Raw genomic sequence first — 24,028 nt, 5'->3', positions numbered from 1 at the left:
AGCCGGCCGCTATCGGCTGGGCCGCCAGGTCAGCACCCGCCAGAAATACCAGAGCACCAGCAGCACGATGATCGCGGTGGAAAGCGGCCCGATATATTCGTCGACCATCGCGTAACGCTGGCCCAGCACATAGCCGGCGGAGGCGAGCAGCGACGTCCAGCCCAGCGTGCCGAGCGTGGACCAGAACAGGAAGCGGCTGAGGCTCATCTTCAGCAGGCCCGCCGGGATCGACACCAGCGACCGGATCGTCGGCAGCAGCCGGCCGAAGAAGACGAAGGCCGCGCCGTGGCTGCGAAACCATTTCTCGCCGCGCTGCACCTCGGCCCAGTCCATCGTCAGCCAGCGGCCGAAGCGGTCGATCAGCGGCTTGAAGCGCTGGAGGCCGAGCGCGCGCGCCAGCAGATACCAGAAGGTGTTGCCCAGCATCGCGCCCGCCGTGCCGCAGGCGATCACGCCGGGCAGGGTCAGCGCGCCCTTGGCCGCCTGCAGCCCCGCCAGCGACATGATCACTTCCGAAGGGATGGGCGGGAACACCGTCTCCGCGAACATCAGGAAGGCGACGCCCAGATAGCCCGATTGCTCGATGAGCTCGCGGACCCAATCACCCACGGGTGACGCCCCGGGCCGCGAGCTTCGCCTCGATCGCGTCCCAGATGACGGCCGGGGTATCGGTGCCGTTGAACCGGTCGATGGCAACGATGCCGGTGGGGGAGGTGACGTTGATCTCGGTCAGGTGCCCGGCAATCACGTCGATGCCGACGAACAGCAGCCCGCGCCGCGCCAGTTCCGGCCCGATCGCGGCGCAGATCTCCTGCTCGCGCGCCGTGAGGTCGGTCGCGTCCGCGCGGCCGCCGGCGGCGAGGTTGGAGCGGATCTCCCCATCCTTGGGCAGGCGGTTGATCGCGCCGGTGGGCTTGCCGTCCACCAGCACGATGCGCTTGTCGCCCTTGGCCACGTCCGGCAGGAAGGCCTGCACCATGAACGGCTCGCGCCACACCTGCCCGAACAATTCGGTCAGCGCGGCCAGGTTGGCGTCGTTGCGGCCGACATGGAACACCGCCGATCCCGCATTGCCGTAGAGCGGCTTCACCACGACCTCGCCATGTTCGGCGTGGAAGGCGCGGGCGTCCTCCAGCCGGCGGGTGATGAGGGTGGGCGGCATGAACTCGGCATAATCGAGCACGAACAGCTTTTCGGGCGCGTTGCGCACCGATTCCGGGTCGTTCACCACCAACGTCCGGTGGCGGATACGCTCCAGCAGATGGGTGGCGGTGATGTAGGCGAGGTCGAAGGGCGGGTCCTGCCGCATCAGCACCACGTCCACATCCTCGGCAAGATCCAGCACCACCGGATCGCCGGCGGAAAAATGGTCGCCCGCCACGCGCTGCACCGTCACCGGCCGCGCGGGCGCGGTGACGCGGCCGTCGCGATAGCTGAGGTCACCCGCATTATAATGGAACAGCCGATGGCCGCGCGCCTGCGCCCCCAGCATGATCGCGAAGGTGGAATCGCCGGCGATATTGATGGTTTCGAGCGGGTCCATCTGGACCGCGACTTTAAGCGACATGGGGCTGCCTCGCGCTGGTTCGGCCGGTCAAGTAAGCGAGCGCGCGGCGAAAGTCACCCATGCCATGCATTCTCGATGTGCCGCGGCCATGCGCGGGGGCGGAGCAGGATCACGTCGATGCGGATGGCGTCGTCCGGCCGGGCGTGGCGGGGGGCGAGCATCTCCGCGGCGCGGGCCACGCGGGTCAGGCGGCGGCGGTCGATCGCCAGCGCCAGATCGGCCTCGCTGGCGCGCGTCTTCACCTCGATGAAGGCCAGCGTGCGGCCGCGCCGGGCGATCAGGTCCACCTCGCCCACCGGGGTGCGGGCGCGGGCCGCGATTATCCGCCAGCCGCGCAGCCGCAGCCACCAGGCGGCGATCAGCTCGCCGCGCCTGCCGCGCCGTTCCGCCGCCTGCCGGCTCATCCGCCGTCCTTGAGTTCCATGGCGCGGGCATAAAGCTCGCGCCGGGGGAGGCCGGTGGCCCTGGCCACCTCGCCGGCCGCCCTGGCGACGGGCAGGCGGGCCATCGCGTCGATCAGCGCGGCATCGACATCGCCGGCCTCGGGCGCCGGCGCCTCGCCCGGCGGGCCGACGACGATCACGATCTCGCCCTTGGGCGGCGCATCGGCATAGCGCGCCGCCAGCGTGGAGAGCGTGCCCGTCACGCATTCCTCGAAAGCCTTGCTGATCTCGCGCGCCACCGCCGCCTCGCGGTCGCCGAGCCCGTCCGCCAGTGCCGCCAGCGCCGCGCCCAGCCGGGGGCCGGATTCGTAGAGGATGAGCGTCGCGCGGACGCCCGCCACCTCGGCGATCGCATCGGCGCGCGCTTTCTCCTTAGACGGCAGGAAACCGAGGAAGAAGAAGCGGTCGGTGGGCAGCCCCGCCAGCGTCAGCGCCGCGATCGCCGCGCAGGGGCCGGGGATGGTCGTCACCATATGCCCCGCCGCCCGCGCGTCGCGCACCAGCTTGAAGCCGGGATCGGAGATCAGCGGCGTGCCGGCGTCGGACACCAGCGCGATCGCCTCGCTGCCCATCCGGTCGATCAGGCCGGGGCGCACCTGATCGGCATTATGATCGTGATAGGGGGTCATCGGCCGCTTCGTGCCGATGCGCTGGAGCAGCTTCGCGGTGACGCGGCTGTCCTCCACCGCGATCAGATCGGCCCGCGCCAGCACCGATGCGGCGCGGGGGGAGAGATCGGATAAGTTGCCGATGGGCGTGGCGACGATGTAGAGGCCGGGTGTCAGGGCCTCGTCAGGGGGCTGTTGCATGGGATGATGTCATGGCAGAGGCCGGGTCGAGGTCGCAACCACGCCGAAATTTTCTTCGTCTGGCGGGAATGGGCCTCGCGCTGTTCCTGGCGGGGTGCCAGGCCATGGTGCCCAAGACGACGCCACCCGCCACGCCGGCCCCTCCCAAGGAGGAAACCCGCCCCGTCGGCCCCGGCCTGCCCACCGATCAGGAACGGCATCGCGTGGCGCTGCTGGTGCCGATGACGGGGCCGAACGCCGCCGTCGGCCAGTCGATCGCCAATGCCGCGAACCTCGCGCTGCTCGATACCGGCGGGGCGAAGGTGCGCATCACCACCTATGATACCGCCACCGGGGCGGCCGTCGCCGCGCAGAAGGCACTGGCCGATGGCAACCGCCTGTTCCTGGGGCCGTTGCTTGCCGATGACGTGCGGGCGATTTCCGCCCCTGCGCGCGCGGCCGGCGTGCCTGTCATCAGCTTTTCCAACGACGCCACCGTCGCGGGCAACGGCGTCTACCTCATGGGATTTTCGCCAGCCCAGTCGATCGATCGCGCCGTCCGCTTCGCGCGGACCAGGGGGATCAGCAAGTTCGCCGGCCTGATGCCCACCGGGCTTTACGGCCGCAATGCCTCCAACGCGCTGATCCATGCGGCGGAAGGGGCGGGCGGCAGCGTGGTTTCGCTGCAGACCTTCGATCGCAGCCCCAAATCGCTTTCGGCCGCGATCGCCAAGCTCGGCCAGTCGGGCGACTATGAAGCCGTGCTGATCGCCGATGGCGGCCGCATCGCCATCCAGGCGGTGCCGCTGATCCGCAAGGCGGGATCGGGCGGGGCGGAAGCCCAGGTGATCGGCACGGAATTGTGGGCGACAGAAAGCACCCTCACCGCCAATCCGGCGATGAGCGGCGCCTGGTTCGCCAGCGTGCAGGAGAATATGTATCGCCAGCTCGCCACCAAATATCGCACCCGCTTCGGCAAGCCGCCCTACCGGCTGGCGAGCCTGGGCTATGATGCGGTGCTGCTCACCGTCCGCATCGCCGGGCAGTGGAAGGTGGGGGATCGTTTCCCGGTGAAGGCGCTGGCGGACAAGGACGGCTTTGCCGGTGTCGACGGTGCCTTCCGCTTCGGCGCGGACGGCATCGCCCAGCGCGCGCTGGCGGTGCACCAGATCGGCAGCGGCGGCATCACCACCGTTTCCCCGGCGCCGCGCAGCTTCGCGGAATAAGCCTCGGGGATTATTGGGGGCGGCCGGGGTTCAGCCCGCCGCCACCACCTCGCCCAGGATCGCATCCAGCAGGGGCATGCCCTGGGGCGTTACCGTCAGGCGCTGCGCATCGCGGCGGATGAAGCCCAGCTTCGCCAGCCGTCCGATCGCGGCCTCGTCCACCAGCGCATCCGCGCCCAGCCCGCTCCGCCGGGCGATGCGGTCGAGGTCCACGCCCCCGGCCAGCCGCAGCCCCATCAGCAGCGCCTCCATCGCGCGGTCGGCGGCGGGAAGCGCCTCCTCGCTCTCGATGCCGTGGCCGTTGCGGGCGACCGCCGCCAGCCAGTTTTCCGGCTTCTTGCGGCGGAAGGTGGCATGGCCATCCCGCCGCCCGTGCGCGCCGGGGCCGACGCCCAGATAGTCGCCATAGCGCCAGTAGGTCAGATTATGCCGGCTTTCCTGCCCAGGCCGGGCATGATTGGAAATCTCATAGGCCGGGATGCCCGCCGCCGCGGTAACGTCGCGCGTAAGCTCGAACAGGGTGGCGCCGTGATCGGGATCGGCCGGCTCCAGCTCGCCCTTCTCCACCAAGGTGGCGAAGCGCGTGCCCGGTTCGATGGTGAGCTGGTAGAGCGACAGATGGCCGGTGCCGAAGCCGATGGCGCGGGCCAGCTCGGCCTCCCATGCCGCCTCGCTCTGGCCGGGCAGGGCGTAGATCAGATCGAAGCTGACCCGCCCGAAATGGCGCTGCGCCGTCTCCAGCGCCGCCAGCCCCTCGTCCACGCCATGCGCGCGGCCGAGGAAATGGAGCATGCGATCGTCCAGCGATTGCAGGCCCAGCGACACGCGGTTCACGCCCGCCGCCGCCAGCCCCGCGAAGCGCGCCGCCTCGACCGAGGAGGGGTTGGCCTCCAGCGTGATCTCCACGTCATCGGCCAATCCCCAATGCCCCTCGGCCGCCGCGATCACCGCCGCCACGGTTTCGGGGTGCATCAGCGATGGGGTGCCGCCGCCGAAGAAGATGGAGGTGATCGGCCGGCCTGGCGCGACCGCCGCTTCATGCGCGAGATCGGCGATCAGCGCGTCGCGCCACGCGGCCTCGTTGATCTCGGCGCGGACATGGCTGTTGAAATCGCAATAGGGGCATTTGGAGACGCAGAAGGGCCAGTGGACGTAGAGGGCCAGCGGTTCCTCTCCCTCTCCCCTTGGGGAGAGGGCAAGGGAGAGGGGGGAGCCTTCGGACCGGCTCGATGCCGGTTCGAAGGCTGCGGGCGTGGGACGCTCGCTGGCGCTCGCGCCCCCTCTCCCAACCCTCTCCCCGGGGGGAGAGGGCTTTTTGGGATTCGTCACCGTCAAAGCACCGCCGCGACCAGCTTGCGGAAAGCATCCGCGCGATGGCTCATCGCATGCTTGGCGGCCGGGTCCATCTCGCCGAAGGTGACGTCATGGTGCCAGGGCTGGAACATGGGATCATAACCGAATCCCTTGTCCCCGCGCGGCGGCCAGACGAGCGTGCCGTCCACCCGCCCCTCGAAGCTTTCGATATGGCCGTCGGGCCAGCAGATCGAAAGCGCGCAGACGAAATGGGCGTCGCGGCCGACATCGGGGCCGAGCTTGCCGAGATTGTCCTCGACCAGTTGCATCGCCAGCCCGAAATCCTTGGTCTCGCCGGCCCAGCGGGCGGAGAAGATGCCCGGCTCGCCGCCCAGCGCCTCGACGCACAAGCCCGAATCGTCGGCCAGCGCGGGCAGGCCGGACAGGTCGGCCGCCGCGCGGGCCTTCAGCTCGGCATTGGCGACGAAGGTGGTGCCCGTCTCGTCCGGTTCCGGCAGGCCCAGCGATCCGGCCGAGACCGGTTCGATGCCGAAGGGGGCGAGCAGCTCGCGAATCTCGCGCACCTTGCCCTCATTATGGCTGGCGATCACCAGCCGGCCGGGGGCAAGCTTGCGGTGATGCGCGGTCACCGCGCCACCGCCCGGCGCTGGGCCGCGAATATCTCGCCGCAGCCGATGCGGGCGAGGCGCAGCAGGCGGAGCAGCGCTTCCTCGTCATAGGTGGCGCCTTCGGCGGTCGCCTGCGCCTCGGCGATGTTGCCATTGTCCAGCAACACGAAATTGGCGTCGGCATGGGCATTCGAATCCTCGATATAATCGAGGTCGAGCACCGGCGTGCCTTCGTAGATGCCGCAGGAGATCGCCGCGACCTGGGCGGTGATCGGGTCCTCCGTCAGCAGGCCCTGCTTCATCAGGCTGTCCACCGCGAGGCGGAGCGCCACCCAGGCGCCGGAGATGGAAGCGGTGCGCGTGCCGCCGTCCGCCTGGATCACGTCGCAATCGAGCGTGATCTGGCGTTCGCCGAGCTTGGTGAGATCGACCACCGCGCGCAAGGAGCGGCCGATAAGACGCTGGATTTCCTGGGTGCGGCCCGATTGCTTGCCCTTTGCGGCCTCACGACTGCCGCGCGTGTGGGTGGCGCGGGGCAGCATGCCATATTCGGCCGTCACCCAGCCCTGGCCCTTGCCGCGCAGGAAGGGGGGCACGCGCTCCTCGATCGATGCGGTGACGAGCACCTTGGTGTCGCCGAAGCCGATCAGCACGGAACCTTCGGCATGGCGGGTATAGCCGGTCTCGATCGAGATCGGACGCATCTGGTCGGGCGCGCGGCCGGAGGGGCGCATGGGCATTCCTTCGCTGGTGAACTCAAGCCAGCGCGTCTAGCCCCCCGCGCGCCGGGAGGCCAGAGCGAAGGTGGGTGGGGGAGGGCGCAGCGGATCCGCACCTTCCCTTCGCCCGTGCCGGCAAAGGCCAGCATCCATTGTCATTCCGCCAGATATTCGGGCGTGGCGGTAATGGATGCCGAAACGGGCCCAGCCTGACGGGCTGCTCCCTGGGGTGGGGCAGCGTCGGCCTTATTCCCCGAACATGCCCTTCAGCTTGGCGAAGAAGCCGCTGGCCTCCGGCGATTCCTCGCCGGTTTCCAGCGTGCGGAACTCCTCGAGCAGCTCGCGCTGGCGGGGGGTGAGCCTGGTCGGCGTCTCCACATCGACCTGGATCACCATGTCGCCATGGCCCCGGCCGTTCAGCACCGGCATGCCGGCGCCGCGCTGGCGGATCTGCTTGCCGGACTGGATGCCGGCGGGAATGCGCAGCTCGTGCCGCTCGCCGTCCAGCCCCGGCACCTCGATCGTGCCGCCCAGCGCCGCCGTGGTGATGGAGACCGGATAGCGGGCGAAGAGGGTGGTGCCCTCCCGCTCGAACAATTTGTGCCGGCTCACATGGATGAAGATGTAGAGATCGCCCGGAGGCGCGCCGCGCGCGCCGGCCTCGCCCTCGCCGGTCAGGCGGATGCGGGTGCCTTCGTCCACGCCGGGGGGGATGTTCACCTCCAGCGTCTTGGTGCGATCGACCCGGCCTTCGCCCCGGCAATCGGGGCAGGGCTCGGCGATCACCTGGCCCGCACCGTGGCAGGACGGGCAGGTGCGCTCGACCACGAAGAAGCCCTGCTGCGCGCGCACCTTGCCGTGGCCGCCGCAGGTGGGGCAGCCCTTGGCCGACGTGCCGGGCTTGGCGCCGGTGCCGCCGCACGGCTCGCAATTGGCCGCGACGTCGACGCGAATCTCCGCCTTCTTGCCGTGGAAGGCGTCCTCCAGCGTGATTTCCATGTCGTAGCGCAGGTCCGCCCCGCGCCGCACATTCTGGCGGCCGCCACGGCCGCCGCCCATGAATTCGCCGAAGATATTTTCGAATATGTCGGAAAAGCCGCCGAAATCCTGCGCGCCGAAGCCGCCCGGCCCGCCCGCGCCGCCATTCTGGAAGGCGGCATGGCCGAACCGATCATAGGCCGCGCGCTTCTGCGGGTCCTTCAGGCAGTCATAGGCTGCGCTGATCGCCTTGAACTTGGCTTCCGAATCCTTGCAGCCGGGATTGCGATCCGGATGGCACTGCATCGCCAGCTTGCGGTAGGCGGATTTGATCGTCTTGTCGTCCGCAGTCCGTTCGACTTCGAGCAGTTCGTAGAAATCAACCTCGGCCATTCAGCCCCCCGGCCAGAAAAACCGCCCCTTCCATGGCGCGGGCGGAAGCGGCGATCCGCCCTCCGGCCGGCGTTGCCGCCGCCGAAGGGGGATGACCATCCATGCCATGCGAATGGAAGGGGCGCATCGCTTACGCCTTGTTGTTGTCGTCGACTTCCGAGAATTCGGCGTCGACCACATCGTCGGCCTTGGCTTCGCCGGCGTCGGCGGAAGGCGAGGCGGCGGCCGCCTGCTCCTTCTCGTAGATCGCCTGGCCAAGCTTCATCGCCACCTGGGCAAGCGCCTGGGCCTTCTCGGTCATCTGGGCGGGATCGCCGCCCTCGACAGCGGTCTTGGCCTCGGCCACGGCCGCCTCGATCTCGGACTTCAGCGCCGCATCCACCTTGTCGCCATGCTCCTCGAGCTGGCGCTCGGTGGTGTGGATCAGGCTTTCGGCGTTGTTCTTCGCTTCCGCCGCCTCACGCCGCTTCTTGTCCTCTTCGGCGAACTTCTCGGCATCCTTGACCATCTGGTCGATGTCGGCGTCGGAAAGGCCGCCGGACGCCTGGATGCGGATCTGCTGTTCCTTGCCGGTGCCCTTGTCCTTGGCGGTCACATGAACGATGCCGTTGGCGTCGATGTCGAACGTCACCTCGATCTGCGGCACGCCGCGCGGCGCCGGCGGGATGCCGACCAGATCGAACTGGCCGAGCAGCTTGTTGTCCGCCGCCATCTCGCGCTCGCCCTGGAACACGCGGATCGTCACCGCCTGCTGGTTGTCGTCGGCGGTCGAATAGACCTGCGACTTCTTGGCCGGGATGGTGGTGTTGCGATCGATCATGCGGGTGAACACGCCGCCCAGCGTCTCGATGCCCAGCGACAGCGGGGTCACGTCGAGCAGCAGCACGTCCTTCACGTCGCCCTGCAGCACGCCGGCCTGGATGGCGGCGCCCATGGCGACGACCTCGTCCGGGTTCACGCCGGTATGCGGTTCCTTGCCGAAGAAGGACTTAACAACTTCGCGCACCTTGGGCATGCGGGTCATGCCGCCGACCAGCACAACCTCGTCGATCGCATCGGCCTTCACGCCGGCATCGGCCAGCGCCTTGCGGCAGGGTTCCAGCGTGCGGTTGATGAGGTCCGCCACCAGACGCTCCAGATCGGAACGGGTGATCGACTTCACCAGATGCTTCGGCCCGGTGGCGTCGGCGGTGATGAAGGGCAGGTTCACTTCCGTCGTCTGCGCGGACGAAAGCTCGATCTTCGCCTTCTCGGCCGCTTCCTTCAGGCGCTGGAGGGCGAGGCGATCCTTGGTCAGGTCGATGCCCTCGGCCTTCTTGAACTCGTCCGCCAGGAACTCGACGATCTTGGCGTCGAAATCCTCGCCGCCCAGGAAGGTGTCGCCGTTGGTGGACTTCACCTCGAACACGCCGTCGCCGATCTCGAGGATCGAGATGTCGAAGGTGCCGCCGCCAAGGTCGTAGACGGCGATGGTCTTGCCGTCATTCTTGTCGAGGCCATAAGCGAGCGCGGCCGCCGTCGGCTCGTTGATGATGCGCAGCACCTCGAGGCCCGCGATCTGGCCGGCGTCCTTGGTCGCCTGGCGCTGGGCGTCGTTGAAATAGGCCGGAACGGTGATCACCGCCTGGGTCACGGTCTCGCCCAGATAGGCTTCGGCCGTTTCCTTCATCTTCTGCAGGATGAAGGCGGAAATCTGCGACGGCGAATAATCGCTGCCGCCGGCCTGCACCCATGCGTCGCCGTTGCTGCCGCGGACGATGTGATAGGGCACCAGCTCGGTGTCCTTCTTCGTCACGGGATCGTCGAAGCGGCGGCCGATGAGGCGCTTCACCGCGAAGATCGTGTTGTCAGGATTGGTCACGGCCTGGCGCTTGGCCGGCTGGCCGATCAGGCGCTCGCCATCCTTGGCGAAGGCCACGATCGAAGGCGTGGTGCGCGCGCCTTCGGCATTTTCGATAACCTTGGGCTTGCCGCCGTCCATCACGGCGACGCAGCTGTTGGTGGTGCCCAGGTCGATCCCGATTACTTTAGCCATACTTATACCCTTCGTCCCCCGAAGTTTGCGGCGTATCCGCCGGTTCCCCTTGCCAGTGAAGCGAAAACCGGTCGGCTGTTGCTGTTCGGGGCTCGATATAGGCGGGCTTTCGGTTGCCGCAAGACACCCGGCTCGCCTAATGCGATCTGGTTGGAACGATCCGGCGCGGCGGCGATCGGATGGACGGAGAATATGCCATGGGTCGAGGGTTGCTGCGGCTGGCGCCGCTTGCGTTGATGGCACTGGCGGCGTGCCAGCCGGCACGGCCGGATGCGCCGGCGGTGAAGGATGCCTGGGTCCGCCTTTCGCCGGTGGCCGGGCGGCCGGCGGCCGTCTATTTCACCGTGGAAGGCGGCGCGCAGGCGGATCGGCTGGTCGCGGTGGAAAGCCCCCGCGTCGGCCGGATCGAGCTGCACGAAGGCGGCATGGCGGACGGCATGATGACGATGCGCCCGATCGACGGCGCCGACGTGCCGGCGGGCGGCACGGTGGCCTTCGCGCCCGGCGGCAACCATGCGATGCTGTTCGACGTCGCGGCCGATGTGAAGCCGGGCGGCACGCTGCCGCTCACCTTCCGCTTCAGGAGCGGCAAGGCGGTGAACGTCGATGCTGCCACCCGCGCGGCCGGCGATGCCGCGCCCGGCGGCCATGCCGGCCACTGATCGCCCCAGCGCCGGCCGGGCCGGGTAGGGGATGGCGGAGCCGCCCGTCTCCCGCCCTTTGACGGCGGGCGAGCGCGCGCTCGCCGCCGGCATGTTCGGGCCGGCGATCGATTATGACGCGGTCCGGCTCCACCGCCGCAAATGGTGGCCGCTCCACCCGCCCCGCGTGGTGATGGCGCCGGACGGGCACATCTGGTTCCACCCCGAAAGCCCGATCTGGCGCGATGACTTCGCCGAGGCGCCGGTCGCGGCGCAGGGGCTTTTCATCCACGAGATGGCGCATGTCTGGCAGGCGCAGCGGCGGGGGCGGTGGTGGCTGCCGCTGATGCGCCATCCCTTCTGCCGTTACGGCTATCGCATCCGCGCCGGCTGGCCGCTCGACCGCTACGGGATCGAGCAGCAGGCGGAGATCGTCCGCCATGCCTACCTGCTGCGCGCGGGATGCGTGGCGCCCGGCGGGGCGACGCTTGCCCAGTGCGAGGCCGCGCTGCCGGCGGACTGGGCCTTGCCGCGCGACGGCGCGGCTTGACCCTGGCGGGCGGCGATGGAATGAGCGCACATCATGTCCAAAGCCACGCGCGGAACGCAGATGCTGGCGAAGGCCGGAGTGGCCTTCACCGTCCATGCCTATGACTATGATCCCGGCGCCGATCGCGTCGGGCTGCAGGCGGCCGAGGCGCTGGGCGTGCCGCCCGGCCAGGTGCTGAAGACGTTGATGGCGCTGGTCGACGGCAAGCCGGTCTGCGCGATCGTGCCGTCCGATCGCGAAGTGGCGATGAAGAAGCTCGCCGCCGCGCTCGGCGGGAAATCGGCGGAGATGATGAAGCCCGCCGATGCGGAACGGATCACCGGCTACAAGGTCGGCGGGATCAGCCCTTTCGGCCAGATGCGCAAGGTGCCCGTCGCGATCGAGGAAGGGGCGCTGGGCCATGACGCGGTGTTCCTGAACGCCGGGCAGCGCGGGCTGCAGGTCCGTATCGATCCGCGCGATGCGGCAGCGCTGCTGGAGGCCAGGGCGGCGACGCTCGTTGCCTGAAGGCCGGCCCGGCTGTTCCGGCCGGGGCATGCAGGATTGCCACACATGCCGGGCAAAAATGCGGATTGCCCCAAAATGGTCATGGTGCGGGGCAACAAAGCGCCTTGCCAGCGATCGGCTTTTGCTTTCGACTGGGGTGGCCTTGCGTAATAGAGGGAATGACGATGAGCGTAGCGGGTAAGTCGATCGAGAGCGGCGGGGTCGAACGCATCCCGAGTGCGCCGCGTTCGAACTTCGTTTCGGAAGAACTGGCCCGCATCAGCTCGCTGCTGATCGACGCCTGCCCGCCGGAAGCGATCGTCAGCTTCCATTATGAAAGTGCGCTCCACGTTCATATCGACGTGCGCAACCTGGAACATGTCACCATCGTCGAAGCGCTGCTGCCCACGCTGGGCGCCGGCATCTTCCACGATATCCAGCGCGGCAATTCGCCCCAGCATCCCTTCTTCCACCGGGTAAGCGCGCGGGTCGACCGCTGATCGGCGGGGCCACAGGCCCCGTCATATCCGCGCGATCAGGCGGGCGACGGAAATGTGGCCCGCTCCGTGTTCCTCGTCCTCGTCTCCCTCCGACCCATATTTGCTTTCCAGCGCGCGGCGGATCAGCTCCAGCTCCGTCTCGGTCAGATGCTCGATGCCGATGAACTGGTTGCGCGCGCTCCTCAGCGCGCGGATCAGCTCGTCCAGCTTGGCCTGCATCGCCGCCGCATCGCGATTCTGGGAATTCTGGATCAGGAACACCATCAGGAAGGTGACGATCGTCGTCGATGTGTTGACGATCAGCTGCCACGTATCCGAAAATTGGAAGATCGGGCCGGTCAGTGCCCACGCCAGGATGAAACCGGCTGCCAGCGCGAAGGCCAGCGGTTGCCCGGCAAAGGCCGCGATGCGATTGGCGAACAGGGTGAACAGCCGGTTCATGGGGCACATCCTTCGCAAGAGGGATCAGCGGAGCGCGGCTTTTTCCCTGCCGCTCAGCCGCAGGAACGCGACAGCGCCGTAAATGGCTGCCAGCGCCGCGATCCCGGCCAGCCGGCCGGCCACGTCGCGCAAGGAGGCGCCCATCTCATTGAGCCGCACGAAGGTTTCCATCCCCATGGTCGCGGGCGAAAGATGGGCCAGCATCGCCACCGGCACGGGCATCGATGCGATCGGCCAGGCGGCGCCGGTCAGGAAGAATAGCAGGATCGATGTCGGGATCAGCACCTGCAGCGCCCGGTCCGGCCCGTCGACGATGCTCCCCATCATCATGCCCAGCGCGCTGACCGCGAGCGCGAAGATCGGCACCGCCACGAACAGGGCGGGCACGTTGCCGGCGCGCGGCATATCCTGGAACCAGTATATCCAGCCGAAATAGAGGAAGGCGCCCATGATGCCGATCAGCGCGATCGCGCACCACGTGCCCAGGAAATCGGCGGTGCCCCACGGTGCCGGCTCTTCCCGCCGCCGGCCGGCCACCAGCATCGCCGATCCGAACAGCAGGGTCTGCTGCAATATGATCGCGGCGACGGCGGGAAAGACATAGTCGGCATAGCCTTCGCGCGTGTTGAACAGCGGCCGCTGCACGATCGCGATCGGCGCCTGGAGGTGCAGGCCCTGCGCCACATGCCCCAGCCGCTGCGCCGCCGCGCCGATCGCGGCCGCCTGCACCGCGCCGCCGATGTCGCGTGCGCGGATCAGGTAGGTGCCGTTCACCCAGATGCCGATGCCCGCGCCGGGCGCGCCGGTCAGCAGCCCGCGCTCCAGCCCCCTGGGCAGCATCAATATCCCGTCCGCCTCCCTGTCGCGCACCAGCCGTTCGGCCTCCGCCGCCGATGCCGCCTCGGCCACGATCCGCACCTCGCGCGCGTCCCCCAGGTTGCGGATGACCTGGCGGGTCAGCGGGCTGCGTTCCAGATCCACCACCACCACCGGCAATTGCCGGGCCGTCTGGTGGGCATAGGGCGCGGGATAATAGAATCCGTAGAGGATCACCGCGACGATGATGATCGACGCGAGCGCGAGCGTGGTGAATATGGTGCGGAACACGCCCGCGAAGGCGGCGCCGAACCCCATCTCAGCCGCGCTCCCGCCGCCGCAGCGCCAGCGCGGTGACCGCCGCCGGCACCAGCAGATAGGCCGAAAGCACCGCGATCGTCGGCAGCGCTACCCGCACCGGCGCGCCGAGGAACTGGTCCATCTGCAACTGCAGATAATGGGTGAAGGGCAGGACCTGGCTCCACCCGCGGGCAAAGCCCGATCCGCCCGTCAGCGGCAGCGTGCCGCCGGAATAGGCCAGTGCCGATCCGGCATAGAGCGCGCTTGCCGAGAAGGCGACGCTCGCCTTGCCCGTCACCGTCACCAGCATGGCGGAGATGCTGGCCGTGCCCGCGAACAGCAGCGCCTGGGCGAGGAGGGTGAGGAGGATGCTGCCGTTCATCGTCCAGCCGCGCACGCCCGCCACCCAGATCAGCCAAACCGCGCCCCAGCCGGCGAGCAGGATCAGATACGGCGCCATCTTGCCCGCGAGCGCCGCCATGCCGCCGCCCGTTTCCGCCCGCCAGCGGGCGAGCGATTCCCCGTCAAGCTCGCGCCCGATCGCCATCACCGCCACGCAGGCCGTCAGCAGGTGGAGCACGGCGGGATGGATCAGCGCCTGCAGATACCATTCGAAGCTGGTCTGCGGGTTGAACAGCACCGTCGCCTGCACGCGCGGCGGATCGATGCGGATCGCCGGCAGGCCGCGCGCATGCAGCACATCCAGCCCGCGTTCGGCCACCACCGCTTCCACCGCGCTCCCGATCCCGTTCGCGGCGCTCGATCCGATGGTGAGGAAGGATGCGTTGAAGAGGATGTGGATGGCGGGCGTCGTATCGCGCGAAAGGCCGGCGCCCGCGTCGCGGGGAATGTGCAGCACCGCCCAGACCACGCCGGCCCGCACCATCCCTTCCGCCTCGGCCAGGGTCGCCGGCGTTTCGGCGATCGTCACCGCCGGCGCGGCGGCCACGGCCCGGACCAGCGCGCGGCTGAAGGCGCTGTGATCGTCATCGACGATGGCCACGGGCAGGTGGCGGGGCACGGCCGCGATCAGCATCGCCGCCACGATCATGATCGCGGCCGCCGGAAACAGCGTCACCATCGCCAGATCCCAGCGATCGCGCCGGAGATGGGCGACCTCGCGGGAAAAGGCCCTGGCGAAGCTCATCGCGGCCAGGCGAACAGCACGCTCATCCCCGGCCGCAGCCCCGCCACGGGGCGGGTGGGGCGCAGCTTCACCTCGAAGCTGCGAATGTCGAAGCCGGAAGACTGGCGCGTTGCCCGCCAGGTGGCGAAATCCCCCTGCGGATCGATATGATAGACGGTGAAGGGCACACCCTTCAGCTTGAGCGCCGGTATGTCGCCGCGCATTTCCAGCCCTGGGGCGATGCCCTTGTAATCGTTCTCGCGGACATTGACCGCGACCCAGGGGTGGGCGGTGTCGATGATCTGGTAGATCGGCACCGCCGGGCCGACGATCTCGCCCGCTTCCGCCAGCTTCTTGCTGATCTCCCCGCCGATCGGGGCGATCAGTTTCGTCTCGGCCTGCAAGGCTTCGGCGGTGGATACGCCGGCGGCGGCGACCTCCACCTGCGCGCGGGCGACATCCTTCTCCTCCGCGCGGGTGCCGGATGCGGCCTTCAGATATTGCTGGCGGGCGGCCTCCGCCTGGGCGGCGCTGGCATCTCGGGCGGCGTGGGCCTCGTCGCGCCGCTGGGCGGCGATCACCCCTTCGGCGAACAGGTTGTCGGCCCGCCGCGCGGTGACGGCCGCCAGCCCCGCCGCGGCTTGCGCGGATTGCCATACGGATCTGAGCGCGCGGACGTCCTCGGCCCGGTTTCCCTCGTTGGCCATCGCCTCCAGCGCCCGCGCACTCGCCAATGCGCCTTCGGCCTGCCGGCGGCCGGCGTCGATCTCCGGGCTGGTGAGCGTCGCGAGCAGCGCGCCGGCCTTCACCGTCTGCCCTTCCTCGGCGATCAGCTTCTCCACCCGCGCCAGCGCCTTGGTGGCGACGTTCACCTGATCGGCATCCACCATGCCCTGCAACTGCGGCGGCGCCGGCCGCGAGGCGAACCACAGGCCGACGGCCAGCGCCAGCGCGACGATCAGCAGCGCCGCGACCAGCAGGCGCCGGTCGCGCGGCGGCACCTCGGCGGGTTCGGCGGCAGGGGAGGCGCCGGGGGGATGGCTGATGTCCGTCATGGCGCGCTGATCCGATCGGCACGGGCGAGATAATCGGGAAAGCTGTCGCCGCGATTGCTGGCGGCGAGCAGGGCGGAAAGCGCCACCACATATTCATAGGCGGCGGCGATCCGCTGCGTGCGGGCCAGCGACAGGGCGGTGCGCGCGTCGATCAGCGCGGCGGCGGTGCCTTCGCCCTCACGGAAGGCCACCTCCTGCACGCGCAGATTCTCGTTCGCGGCCGCCAGGCTGGAATCGAGCGACAGGAAGGATCGCCGCGCCGTTTCGACGAGATTATAGGCACGGTTCGTTTCGATCGCGATCGTCTTGCGCGCGTCGCGGGCGGCATCGTCCGCCGCCTGCCGCCGCTCGCGCGCGGCGTTCAGGGATCGCTGGCGATCGATGTTGGATAGCAAGGTGTATCGCACGCCCACGCCGGCGATCCAGTCGGGATCGGTGGGCAACGCATTGTCGCGGTTGAAATTATAGGAACCGAAGGCGAAGGCCTGCGGCCGGAATCGCGACCGCGCCAGATCCTCGCCGGCGCCGGCCAGATCGCGGGCGGCATCGGCGGCGCGTGCCTGGGGATGGCCCTCGCTCGCGCTGGTCAGGAACTGGTCGAGCGGCTCGATCGGCCGGGCGTTCACGAACAGCGGCGTCGTCGGCCGCACGCCCGGCTGGGCATCGAGCAGGCGGGCCAGCGTATCGGATGCGGTCGCTTCCTCCAGCGCCGCTCGCTCCACCGCGCGCTGGGCGGCGTCACGCGCCACCTGCACCTGCAGCACGCCGGCGCGCGGCAGCACGCCTTCCCGCTCCATCGCCCTGGCATTTGCCAGATGGCGGTCGAAGCCGTCGCGCGTCTCGACCGCGCTCGCCAGCAGCGCCTGGGCAAGCTGCTGCCCGAAATAGGCCTGGACGAGCTGGATCTGCGAAAGGCTTTGCGCGCCGGCTTCCTTGGCGCGCGCCAGCGCCACCGTGGCGCCCGCGCCGCGCTGCACCGCCGGGATCGCGCCGCCGGTATAAAGGGGCAGGGCGGCCGTCACGCTCGGGCGGAACACCGTGTCGCGCACCCGATAGTCGAGCGTGTCGGGGATCAGCGACAGCAGCCCCGGCAGCGCCTGCTCGATCCGCCCGGTCACCTGCTGGACGATGCCGGCGAATTCCGGCGGGAACTGGCCGGGCAGGCCGTCCAGATAATCCGACGTCGCGTTGGCGAAGGCGTTCTTCTCCCCCGTCAGATCGACCGAAAGGCTCTTCTGATATTCGATCACCGATGCCGATGCGCTCACCACCGGCCGGTTGAGCGCCTTGAGCGCGGCCGCCTGCTCCTCGCTCGCGCGCACCTCATGCCCCGCGCCGCTCAGCGAAGGCGATACCCGCGCAAGCCGTTCCCGCGCGGCATCGAAGCTTATCGCCATCCGTGCCGTATCGGACGGCGTGGCGGCGGCGGGGGAAATCTGTTCGGCGGGGGCTGCCATCGCGGCCGGGAAGGGGCCGGCCGCCATCAGGCCCGCCATGGCTATCCCTCGTGCGGCCGGGCGAAGGGCCATTGTCGCGATGCGGGCGCGAGGCGACTCCATAGCGCGTGACATTAGTGCAGGAATTCGCGGGCCGCCAGATAACAACGCGCCAGGTTTTTTCGGTTGAACCACAGCATGAAAGGGCGGATATTCCGCTCCGCATCGCGACCGCAGGACTCATCAGCCGGGGGGCGTGAACTATGCGCAGATCTTCGTGCCCAGTCTTTTCTGTGGTCGATCGGTTGCGATCATCCGGCCGCTTGCCGGAAAGCCGATACCTATTTTCCTCATCACCAACTGAATTGATCGGCGACGCTACGGCGCCGATGAAAATCTGTCATTGAAATGACCCTCGCCTGAAACCCGATCGGTTCCCGTCATGATGCGACCACCGGCAAGCGGTGGCGCCGCTCTTCCGTTCCCGTCTGTGTGAAGGAGTATGCGATGCCGTCACAATCGAGCCTCAGGCTGGCGATGCGCGCCCTGCTGGTGCGCGAAACCTTCGGCCCCGATTCCGCCGCCGGCCGCGCGGTCGATCATCTGGTGGATGATCTGGAAAGGCGCGAAATCGATGTCGTCATCTCCTCCACGGTGGAAGACGCGGTGGCGATCGTCTCCACCGATCCCTCGATCCAGTGCCTGCTGCTCGATTGGGAACTGGGCACGGGCGGGGATCACCAGCCGGCCATAACCGTGCTGGATGCGATGCGCGCCTTCAATGCCGACGTGCCGATCTTCCTCCTCGCCGATCATAGCGCGGCGTCCTCCATCCCCACCGATGCGATGACGAAGGCGGACGATTTCATCTGGCTGCTGGAGGACACCACCGATTTCATCGGCGGCCGGGTGCTGGCCGCGCTGCAGCGCTACCGTTCCACTGTGCTGCCGCCGATGTTCGGGGCGCTGGTGGAGTTCGCCCGCACCTATGAATATTCCTGGCACACGCCGGGCCATACCGGCGGCACGGCCTTCCTCACCTCGCCAGTCGGCCGCGCCTTCTTCGAATTTTTCGGGGAAAGCCTGTTCCGGTCCGATCTGTCGATCTCGGTCGGCGATCTCGGCTCGCTGCTCGATCACAGCGGCGCGATCGGCGATGGCGAACGCTATGCCGCCGGCGTGTTCGGATCTGATCGCACCTATTACGTCACCAACGGTTCCTCCACCTCGAACCGCGTGATCCTGATGGCCAGCGTCACCCGCGACCAGGTGGCGCTGTGCGACCGCAACTGCCACAAGTCGGTCGAGCATGCGATGACGCTGTCGGGCGCGATCCCCTGCTATCTGATGCCCACCCGCAACGCTTACGGCATCATCGGCCCGATCCCGCCGGAACGGCTCACCCCCTCGGCGCTGCGCGTGCTGGTCAGCGATAATCCGCTGGTGAAGGACGGGATCGATCCCGCGCCTGTCCATGCCGTCATCACCAACTCCACCTATGACGGGCTCTGCTACAATGTCGCGCGGGTGGAGGAGCTGATGGGCGAGAGCGTCGATCGCCTCCATTTCGACGAGGCGTGGTATGGCTATGCCCGCTTCAACCCGATCTACCGCCAGCGCTTCGGCATGCATGGCGAGCCAGCGGAGCGCGATCGCGCGGCCATGCCCAGCGTGTTCGCCACCCAATCGACGCACAAGCTGCTGGCGGCCTTGTCGCAGGCGTCGATGATCCATGTGCGCGACGGCCGCAACCCGATCGATCATGCCCGCTTCAACGAGGCGTTCATGATGCATGCCTCCACATCGCCCTGCTATCCGATCATCGCGTCGAACGACGTGTCGGCGGCGATGATGGATTCCTCGGGCGAAAAGCTCACCGGCGCCTCGATCCGCGAGGCGATCGCCTTCCGCCAGACGGTCGCGCGGCTGAATGCCGAGATCGCCGATCAGAATGGCTGGTTCTTCGATATCTGGCAGCCGCCCACCGTCACCGACACGCGCGGCAAGACGGTGGCCTTCCACGAGGCGGACCCGGAGTATCTCGCCAGCGAGCCCGGCTGCTGGCACCTCGCCCCCGACGCCGAATGGCACGGCTTCGGCAATATCGAGCCGGGTTATTGCATGCTCGATCCGATCAAGGTTTCCGTGCTCACGCCCGGCATGGACCCGGACGGCGGCCTCAGGGCGGTGGGCATCCCCGCCAGCATCGTCACCTCATACCTCGCCGCGCGTGGCATCGTCGTCGAGAAGACGACCGATTTCACCATCCTCTTCCTCTTCTCGATGGGCGTCACCAAGGGGAAATGGGGCACGCTGGTCAACGCGCTCCTCGATTTCCGCAAGGATTATGACGCGAACGTGCCGCTTTCCCGCGCCATCCCCTCGCTGGTGAAGGACCATCCCGACCGCTACGGGAAGATGGGCCTGCGCGAGCTGGCGGACCTGATGTTCTCGGCGATGGACGAGCTGAAGACCACGCACACCATGTCCGAAGCCTTCAGCATCCTGCCCAAGCCGGAAATGAGCCCCGTCGCCGCCTATGAGGAGCTGGTCCGCGGCCGGATCGACCGGATCACGCTGGACGAGCTTGCCGGCCGCACGCTCGCCACCGGCATCGTCCCCTATCCGCCGGGAATTCCGCTGATGATGCCGGGCGAGAATGCCGGCCCCGCCGATGGTGCGCTGATCGGATATCTGAAGGCGCTGGAGGCGTATGACCAGCGCTTCCCCGGTTTCGGCCACGACACGCACGGCGTGGAGGTGGAGGACGGCCTCTATCGCGTGATGGTGCTGAAGAAGTGATCGGCGCGGGGCCGGGCGCCGATCAAGCCCGGCCCCGCATCACCGCACGAAATCATATTTCACCGTCGCCTGGATGCGCGATGCGTTGCGCGACAGATCGTTCTGCCGCTTCTGCCAGCCGAGCAGCCCTTCCAGGCCGACGCTGAGCGAGCCGGCCGGCGACCAGATCAGGTTGAGCGCGCCATAGCGGGTCTGGGCGATATCGTCGGGGTCGAGGTAGCCGCCGTCGCTCAGCTTCAGCGCGCTCAGCACCAGGTTGGACCGGAAATCCTCGCTCCAATAATGGGTGTAGCCCGCCGTGCCGCCGATCATGCGGGTCAGCCGGAGCCGGCCGTCCGGGCGGATGGCCGCATCGAGGCCGAGGCCGTTCAGATCGTTCATGTAGCGCGCCACGCCGGCGCCATAGGTGACGGAGGCAAGGAAAAGATCCTTGTCGAACAGCGAGACCGATCCCGAGGCGGTAATGCCGTAGGCCGTGGCGCTGTCCCCGTCTCCGGTCACGCTGTCGCGATAGGATATGCGGCGGATCAGGCCGCCCAGCTGGACGTGCCCGCGGCTGTCCTCCAGCCGGCCGAGCAGGACGATATCGGGCATCTTCTCCACCGTCTTCTGCGGATCGGCCAGTTGCAGGTCGCTTTCCGGCCGTTCGATCGAAACGGTCAGGCTGGCGCCGGGCGCCACCTTGAAGGATTGGCGGACCGAGGCGGTGCGCAGGAAATTGACGGCGCCCGGCCCCCAATCGTCCAGCGTATCGGGCAGCACGTCCGCATCCACGAAGGCGGAATAGCCGAAGCCGCCATAGGTGTTGCCGAGCTGGCCATAAGCGTGGTGGAGGGCGAAGCCGTAGCTTTCGCCGTCGCCGTAGAAGTCGTTTTCGACATAGAAACGCAGGCTGCCGCCCAGCACCGAGGGGCGGCGGACCTCCATGGTGAAGCGGGTGCCGCGGGCGTTGACGGTGGCGCGGTGGCCCACGCGCTTGCCGAAGGGAATGGCACCGGCGTTGAATTCGTCGCGATCGCCGACGAAGGAAGGATCGACGATCGCGTCCACCTTGGCATAGCCGCCGATGCGGATGGCGGTTTCCGTGCCCGGTATCTCGATGAAGCCCTTGAGGTCGGGATCGTTGGGCGGGGCGGCATTGTCGATCCGCGAGGCGCCGGTGATGTTGTCGCCGATCGTCTGCCGGGGCGGCAGCCGCGTCGCGGGAACGCCGAGGCGGCCAGCCGTGGAGGCCGTGGCGGATGCGATGCCCGTCGGCGCCGGCTGGCCAGCGGACGGAATGGCGGCAGGCGGAAGGGCGGCCGGCGGCGGCTGGGTCCCAGCCGAACGGGTCGGGGCCGGCCCGGCGGCGGCGGGCGATTGCGGGGCGGAGGATGCCTGGCCCAATGCTTCCTGGCCCAGCGCTTCCTGGCCCGGCGGGGGCAGGGCGGCCTGCTGCGGCGCCACCGCATCCAGCCGGGATTTCAGTTCCCTGACCAGCGAGCGGAGCTGCTCGACCTCGCCGCGCAGCGCCTTCACTTCGGCGGCATTATCCTGGCCGGCAGCCTGATCGGCCGCCCGGGCGGGCTTGCCCGTGCCCACGCACATCAGTGCCAGCGCAAGGGCAGGGCCGGCTTGCCGCGAAGACAGGATCGCCATGGATCGCCCCCATTTCAGCGACGGTATCGGAAGTCCCCGTCGACGGGGATTAAATCGCGATTCCGATAATTGTTCCACTAGGCCAACGATGAAGCGCGACGGGCGATTGCGGGGCATGGGGCTATGCCGGCCCGTGGAAAATGCGCATGTTCACCGCCATGACGGTGGAAGCGCTCATCGCCCGTTACGGCCTGCTCGCGATCTTCATCGGCGCGGGGGTGGAAGGGGAGACGGTGGTCGTCACCGGCGGCCTGCTCGCCCATCAGGGGTTGCTGCCGCTGCCCGGTGCGATGATCGCGGCGGCGCTGGGTTCCTGCCTCGCCGACCAGCTTTTCTTCGCCGCCGGCCGGCGGTTCCGCGATCGTCCGCGCGTGCGCCGCCTGATCGCCCGGCCGGCCTTCGCCCGCGCCTTCGCCATGTTCGAACGCCACCCGCTCGCTTTCGTTTTCGGATTCCGCTTCCTTTACGGCCTGCGCACGGTGAGCCCGATCGCGATCGGCACCTCGCGCCTGCCGGCCCGCACCTTCCTGCTGATGAACGCGATCGCCGCCGCGATCTGGGGCGTGGTCTTCACCGGCATAGGCTATGCCTTCGGCCAGGGGATAGAGCGGCTTTTCGGCCGGCTGCGCACTGCCGAGCATGTGATCGCCGCCGTGGCCGGCGTGGCGATCATCCTGCTTGCAGCCACCTGGATCGCCCGGGGGCTGATCGGCCGGCGTGCCTCACAATAAGGGGCTCACCAGCCGGGCGACATTCTCCGCGAACTTGCGCAGGCCGCTGCGCCGCCGCCATTGGTCCAGCGTCACCTCGTCGCTTTCGGCCAGATAGCCCTGCTGGATCGCCGTCAGCCGCGCGATATCGGCCGCATCGAACAGCAGCAGGCTCACCTCCTCGTTTAGCTCGAACGACCGGATGTCGATATTGCTCGAACCCAGGATCGCCAGCCTGTCGTCGAAGGCGACGTTCTTGGCGTGGAGCAGCCGCCGGCGATAACGGCGGATGCGCACGCCGCTGCGCAACAGCTCATCATAATAGGATGATTGCGCGAAGTGGACGAGGCGCTGATCGACGATCGCCGATACCACCAGGTCCACCGTCACGCCGCGCAGCACGGCGGTGCGCAGCGCCGAAAGCAGGTCTTCGTCCGGGATGAGGTAGGGTGTGACCAGCACCACCCGATGCCGCGCGCGGTGGATCTGCCAGATCAGCATCGTGTGGAAGCCCTGGCTGCGATAATCGGCCCCGCTCGGCAGCACCTGCGCGGTGGCCGTGCCGGCCGCGGGCGATATTTCGGGGGCGTCCTCGAGCAGCCTTTCGGTTTCCAGATACCAGTCGGCCAGGAACACCGCCGTCATCTCGGCCACCACCGGCCCGGTCACGCGCACCACCAGCTCGCGGTTGGTGACGCCGGGGCGGAAATCCTGCGCGACGATATTCTGCGATCCGGTAAAGCCGACCTGCCCGTCGATCAGGAAGAGCTTGCGGTGGTTGCGCATGTCGCGCCGGGTGCGATCGCGCAGCAGGCGAAAGGGCAAGGCGGCGCGCACCTCCACCCCCGCCGCGCGCAGGCCCGCCACCGTGCCGCGCCGCCAGCGATGCGACCCCACCGGATCGAACAGCACATGGCAGGCGACGCCGCGCGCCACCGCCCGCGCCAGCGCCGCCATCACCCGCTGCCCCACGGCATCGTCGGCGAAGATGTAGACGAGCAGGCGGACATGGCGTTTCGCCGCATCGATATCCTCGACCAGCCGGTCGATCACCGCATCATAATCGTCGATGAATTCCACGGCATTGCCGCCCACGGCGGGCAGGTGGCCCAGCGTGCGGGCGAGTGTCGCTGCCTCCGGCTCGTTCATGGCGCCGGGCGGGGCCTCGGCGTCCAGCCGGGCGGCAAGGCCCGCGACGAAGGGATCGAGCGCGTGGAAGCGCTCCCGCCGCCAGCGCGGGAAACGGGGCGATCCGATCGCCAGGAACAGCAGCAGGCCCGGCAGCGGCAGCACGAAGATCAGCAGCAGCCAGCTTCGCGTCGCCGCCGGGCTCCTGCGGAAAGGCACCACCACCAGCATGACGAGGCGGATGGCCCATTCGACCAGATAATAGCTTTCGCCCAGCGAGGGTATGTCGTGGATCGCCATCAGCGGCGATCCTAGCATCACCCGCCGT

Annotated in this window: 23 protein-coding genes; 7 read left to right on the top strand and 16 right to left on the bottom strand. The window is 68.5% G+C overall.

Going from position 1 to position 24,028, the window contains the following annotated elements:
* Positions 1-9: 9 nt before the first annotated feature.
* From G432_RS02550 to rsmI, 4 genes are read right to left on the bottom strand one after another with little or no spacing between them, the layout of a single operon-like run.
* Positions 10-609: a DedA family protein gene (locus G432_RS02550; RefSeq protein ID WP_015457249.1), complete on the bottom strand. Its 600-nt coding sequence runs from the start codon at positions 607-609 to the stop codon at positions 10-12.
* Positions 602-1,567 carry a glutathione synthase gene (gshB, locus tag G432_RS02545; protein ID WP_015457248.1) on the bottom strand — a complete coding sequence of 322 codons (966 nt, stop codon included), beginning with the start codon at positions 1,565-1,567 and terminating at the stop codon, positions 602-604. The genes G432_RS02550 and gshB overlap by 8 nt, the downstream gene beginning before the upstream one ends.
* Positions 1,568-1,620: 53 nt before the next feature.
* A complete protein-coding gene (locus tag G432_RS02540; protein WP_015457247.1) occupies positions 1,621-1,971 on the bottom strand; it encodes a YraN family protein in 351 nt (116 codons plus the stop codon).
* On the bottom strand, positions 1,968-2,819 hold the full coding sequence (gene rsmI / locus G432_RS02535) for a 16S rRNA (cytidine(1402)-2'-O)-methyltransferase (protein WP_015457246.1): 852 nt from the start codon (positions 2,817-2,819) through the stop codon (positions 1,968-1,970). The genes G432_RS02540 and rsmI overlap by 4 nt, the downstream gene beginning before the upstream one ends.
* Positions 2,820-2,830: 11 nt before the next feature.
* Between rsmI and G432_RS02530 the strand changes: the two genes are divergently transcribed.
* Positions 2,831-4,024, top strand: coding sequence for a penicillin-binding protein activator (locus tag G432_RS02530; protein WP_041864766.1), 1,194 nt, complete (start codon positions 2,831-2,833; stop codon positions 4,022-4,024).
* A 30-nt stretch (positions 4,025-4,054) separates the two neighbouring features.
* Here the strand turns inward: G432_RS02530 and hemW are convergent, their stop codons facing one another.
* The 5 genes from hemW to dnaK all read right to left on the bottom strand — a co-directional run bounded on the left by hemW (position 4,055) and on the right by dnaK (position 10,071).
* Positions 4,055-5,188 (bottom strand): radical SAM family heme chaperone HemW, encoded by a 1,134-nt coding sequence (hemW, locus tag G432_RS02525; protein ID WP_144062093.1) that lies wholly within the window; start codon positions 5,186-5,188, stop codon positions 4,055-4,057.
* 167 nt (positions 5,189-5,355) lie between these two features.
* Positions 5,356-5,967, bottom strand: a complete 612-nt coding sequence (gene rdgB, locus G432_RS02520) for an RdgB/HAM1 family non-canonical purine NTP pyrophosphatase (RefSeq protein ID WP_015457243.1) — start codon at positions 5,965-5,967, stop codon at positions 5,356-5,358.
* Positions 5,964-6,680 (bottom strand): ribonuclease PH, encoded by a 717-nt coding sequence (rph, locus tag G432_RS02515; RefSeq protein ID WP_015457242.1) that lies wholly within the window; start codon positions 6,678-6,680, stop codon positions 5,964-5,966. The genes rdgB and rph overlap by 4 nt, the downstream gene beginning before the upstream one ends.
* 231 nt (positions 6,681-6,911) lie before the next feature.
* Positions 6,912-8,036, bottom strand: a complete 1,125-nt coding sequence (gene dnaJ, locus G432_RS02510; protein ID WP_015457241.1) for a molecular chaperone DnaJ — start codon at positions 8,034-8,036, stop codon at positions 6,912-6,914.
* 130 nt (positions 8,037-8,166) lie between these two features.
* Positions 8,167-10,071, bottom strand: a complete 1,905-nt coding sequence (gene dnaK, locus G432_RS02505; protein ID WP_015457240.1) for a molecular chaperone DnaK — start codon at positions 10,069-10,071, stop codon at positions 8,167-8,169.
* A gap of 197 nt (positions 10,072-10,268) precedes the next feature.
* Between dnaK and G432_RS02500 the strand changes: the two genes are divergently transcribed.
* The 4 genes from G432_RS02500 to G432_RS02485 all read left to right on the top strand — a co-directional run bounded on the left by G432_RS02500 (position 10,269) and on the right by G432_RS02485 (position 12,248).
* Positions 10,269-10,733, top strand: a complete 465-nt coding sequence (locus G432_RS02500) for a copper chaperone PCu(A)C (RefSeq protein ID WP_015457239.1) — start codon at positions 10,269-10,271, stop codon at positions 10,731-10,733.
* A 31-nt stretch (positions 10,734-10,764) separates the two neighbouring features.
* The gene (locus G432_RS02495) at positions 10,765-11,262 is read left to right on the top strand and encodes a hypothetical protein (protein ID WP_041864765.1); all 498 of its coding nucleotides are present in this window, start codon (positions 10,765-10,767) and stop codon (positions 11,260-11,262) included.
* Between the two features lie 33 nt (positions 11,263-11,295).
* Positions 11,296-11,769, top strand: a complete 474-nt coding sequence (ybaK, locus tag G432_RS02490; RefSeq protein WP_015457237.1) for a Cys-tRNA(Pro) deacylase — start codon at positions 11,296-11,298, stop codon at positions 11,767-11,769.
* 164 nt (positions 11,770-11,933) lie between these two features.
* Positions 11,934-12,248, top strand: coding sequence for a hypothetical protein (locus G432_RS02485; protein WP_015457236.1), 315 nt, complete (start codon positions 11,934-11,936; stop codon positions 12,246-12,248).
* Positions 12,249-12,269: 21 nt separating this feature from the next.
* On the opposite strand, the gene G432_RS02480 is transcribed toward G432_RS02485, so the two are convergent.
* From G432_RS02480 to G432_RS02460, 5 genes are read right to left on the bottom strand one after another with little or no spacing between them, the layout of a single operon-like run.
* A complete protein-coding gene (locus G432_RS02480) occupies positions 12,270-12,689 on the bottom strand; it encodes a low affinity iron permease family protein (protein WP_015457235.1) in 420 nt (139 codons plus the stop codon).
* Between the two features lie 24 nt (positions 12,690-12,713).
* Positions 12,714-13,823, bottom strand: coding sequence for an ABC transporter permease (locus G432_RS02475; protein ID WP_015457234.1), 1,110 nt, complete (start codon positions 13,821-13,823; stop codon positions 12,714-12,716).
* A gap of 1 nt (position 13,824) precedes the next feature.
* On the bottom strand, positions 13,825-14,952 hold the full coding sequence (locus G432_RS02470) for an ABC transporter permease (protein ID WP_015457233.1): 1,128 nt from the start codon (positions 14,950-14,952) through the stop codon (positions 13,825-13,827).
* Positions 14,949-15,986, bottom strand: coding sequence for an HlyD family secretion protein (locus tag G432_RS02465; protein WP_015457232.1), 1,038 nt, complete (start codon positions 15,984-15,986; stop codon positions 14,949-14,951). Before G432_RS02465 ends, G432_RS02470 begins: the two co-directional genes overlap by 4 nt.
* On the bottom strand, positions 15,983-17,482 hold the full coding sequence (locus G432_RS02460) for a TolC family protein (RefSeq protein ID WP_015457231.1): 1,500 nt from the start codon (positions 17,480-17,482) through the stop codon (positions 15,983-15,985). Before G432_RS02460 ends, G432_RS02465 begins: the two co-directional genes overlap by 4 nt.
* Before the next feature lie 447 nt (positions 17,483-17,929).
* On the opposite strand from G432_RS02460, the gene G432_RS02455 reads away from it, so the two are divergent.
* Complete coding sequence (locus tag G432_RS02455; RefSeq protein WP_015457230.1) at positions 17,930-20,224, top strand: Orn/Lys/Arg decarboxylase N-terminal domain-containing protein; 2,295 nt, start codon at positions 17,930-17,932, stop codon at positions 20,222-20,224.
* Positions 20,225-20,263: 39 nt separating this feature from the next.
* Here G432_RS02455 and G432_RS02450 read toward each other — a convergent pair whose 3' ends face one another.
* A complete protein-coding gene (locus G432_RS02450) occupies positions 20,264-21,862 on the bottom strand; it encodes a DcaP family trimeric outer membrane transporter (protein WP_015457229.1) in 1,599 nt (532 codons plus the stop codon).
* Between the two features lie 146 nt (positions 21,863-22,008).
* Here G432_RS02450 and G432_RS02445 point away from each other — a divergent pair, with 146 nt between their 5' ends.
* The gene (locus G432_RS02445; protein WP_015457228.1) at positions 22,009-22,593 is read left to right on the top strand and encodes a DedA family protein; all 585 of its coding nucleotides are present in this window, start codon (positions 22,009-22,011) and stop codon (positions 22,591-22,593) included.
* On the opposite strand, the gene cls is transcribed toward G432_RS02445, so the two are convergent.
* Positions 22,585-24,000, bottom strand: coding sequence for a cardiolipin synthase (cls, locus tag G432_RS02440; RefSeq protein ID WP_015457227.1), 1,416 nt, complete (start codon positions 23,998-24,000; stop codon positions 22,585-22,587). The two genes, G432_RS02445 and cls, sit on opposite strands and share 9 nt — an antisense overlap.
* Positions 24,001-24,028: the final 28 nt, after the last annotated feature.

This window comes from Sphingomonas sp. MM-1, from assembly GCF_000347675.2.
GTDB classification, from domain to species: domain Bacteria; phylum Pseudomonadota; class Alphaproteobacteria; order Sphingomonadales; family Sphingomonadaceae; genus Sphingomonas_E; species Sphingomonas_E fennica.
This window is presented reverse-complemented; position numbering and strand designations above follow the sequence as displayed.

What these genes read in the sequence shown, in the direction of transcription:
- gshB (WP_015457248.1), bottom strand. Translation starts at nt 1,567, where the DNA reads ATGTCGCTTAAAGTCGCGGTCCAGATGGACCCGCTCGAAACCATCAAT.
- G432_RS02540 (WP_015457247.1), bottom strand. Translation starts at nt 1,971, where the DNA reads ATGAGCCGGCAGGCGGCGGAACGGCGCGGCAGGCGCGGCGAGCTGATC.
- rsmI (WP_015457246.1), bottom strand. Translation starts at nt 2,819, where the DNA reads ATGCAACAGCCCCCTGACGAGGCCCTGACACCCGGCCTCTACATCGTC.
- G432_RS02530 (WP_041864766.1), top strand. Translation starts at nt 2,831, where the DNA reads ATGGCAGAGGCCGGGTCGAGGTCGCAACCACGCCGAAATTTTCTTCGT.
- rph (WP_015457242.1), bottom strand. Translation starts at nt 6,680, where the DNA reads ATGCGCCCCTCCGGCCGCGCGCCCGACCAGATGCGTCCGATCTCGATC.
- dnaJ (WP_015457241.1), bottom strand. Translation starts at nt 8,036, where the DNA reads ATGGCCGAGGTTGATTTCTACGAACTGCTCGAAGTCGAACGGACTGCG.
- dnaK (WP_015457240.1), bottom strand. Translation starts at nt 10,071, where the DNA reads ATGGCTAAAGTAATCGGGATCGACCTGGGCACCACCAACAGCTGCGTC.
- G432_RS02500 (WP_015457239.1), top strand. Translation starts at nt 10,269, where the DNA reads ATGGGTCGAGGGTTGCTGCGGCTGGCGCCGCTTGCGTTGATGGCACTG.
- G432_RS02495 (WP_041864765.1), top strand. Translation starts at nt 10,765, where the DNA reads ATGGCGGAGCCGCCCGTCTCCCGCCCTTTGACGGCGGGCGAGCGCGCG.
- ybaK (WP_015457237.1), top strand. Translation starts at nt 11,296, where the DNA reads ATGTCCAAAGCCACGCGCGGAACGCAGATGCTGGCGAAGGCCGGAGTG.
- G432_RS02485 (WP_015457236.1), top strand. Translation starts at nt 11,934, where the DNA reads ATGAGCGTAGCGGGTAAGTCGATCGAGAGCGGCGGGGTCGAACGCATC.
- G432_RS02480 (WP_015457235.1), bottom strand. Translation starts at nt 12,689, where the DNA reads ATGAACCGGCTGTTCACCCTGTTCGCCAATCGCATCGCGGCCTTTGCC.
- G432_RS02475 (WP_015457234.1), bottom strand. Translation starts at nt 13,823, where the DNA reads ATGGGGTTCGGCGCCGCCTTCGCGGGCGTGTTCCGCACCATATTCACC.
- G432_RS02470 (WP_015457233.1), bottom strand. Translation starts at nt 14,952, where the DNA reads ATGAGCTTCGCCAGGGCCTTTTCCCGCGAGGTCGCCCATCTCCGGCGC.
- G432_RS02465 (WP_015457232.1), bottom strand. Translation starts at nt 15,986, where the DNA reads ATGACGGACATCAGCCATCCCCCCGGCGCCTCCCCTGCCGCCGAACCC.
- G432_RS02460 (WP_015457231.1), bottom strand. Translation starts at nt 17,482, where the DNA reads ATGGCGGGCCTGATGGCGGCCGGCCCCTTCCCGGCCGCGATGGCAGCC.
- G432_RS02455 (WP_015457230.1), top strand. Translation starts at nt 17,930, where the DNA reads ATGCCGTCACAATCGAGCCTCAGGCTGGCGATGCGCGCCCTGCTGGTG.
- G432_RS02450 (WP_015457229.1), bottom strand. Translation starts at nt 21,862, where the DNA reads ATGGCGATCCTGTCTTCGCGGCAAGCCGGCCCTGCCCTTGCGCTGGCA.
- G432_RS02445 (WP_015457228.1), top strand. Translation starts at nt 22,009, where the DNA reads ATGTTCACCGCCATGACGGTGGAAGCGCTCATCGCCCGTTACGGCCTG.
- cls (WP_015457227.1), bottom strand. Translation starts at nt 24,000, where the DNA reads ATGGCGATCCACGACATACCCTCGCTGGGCGAAAGCTATTATCTGGTC.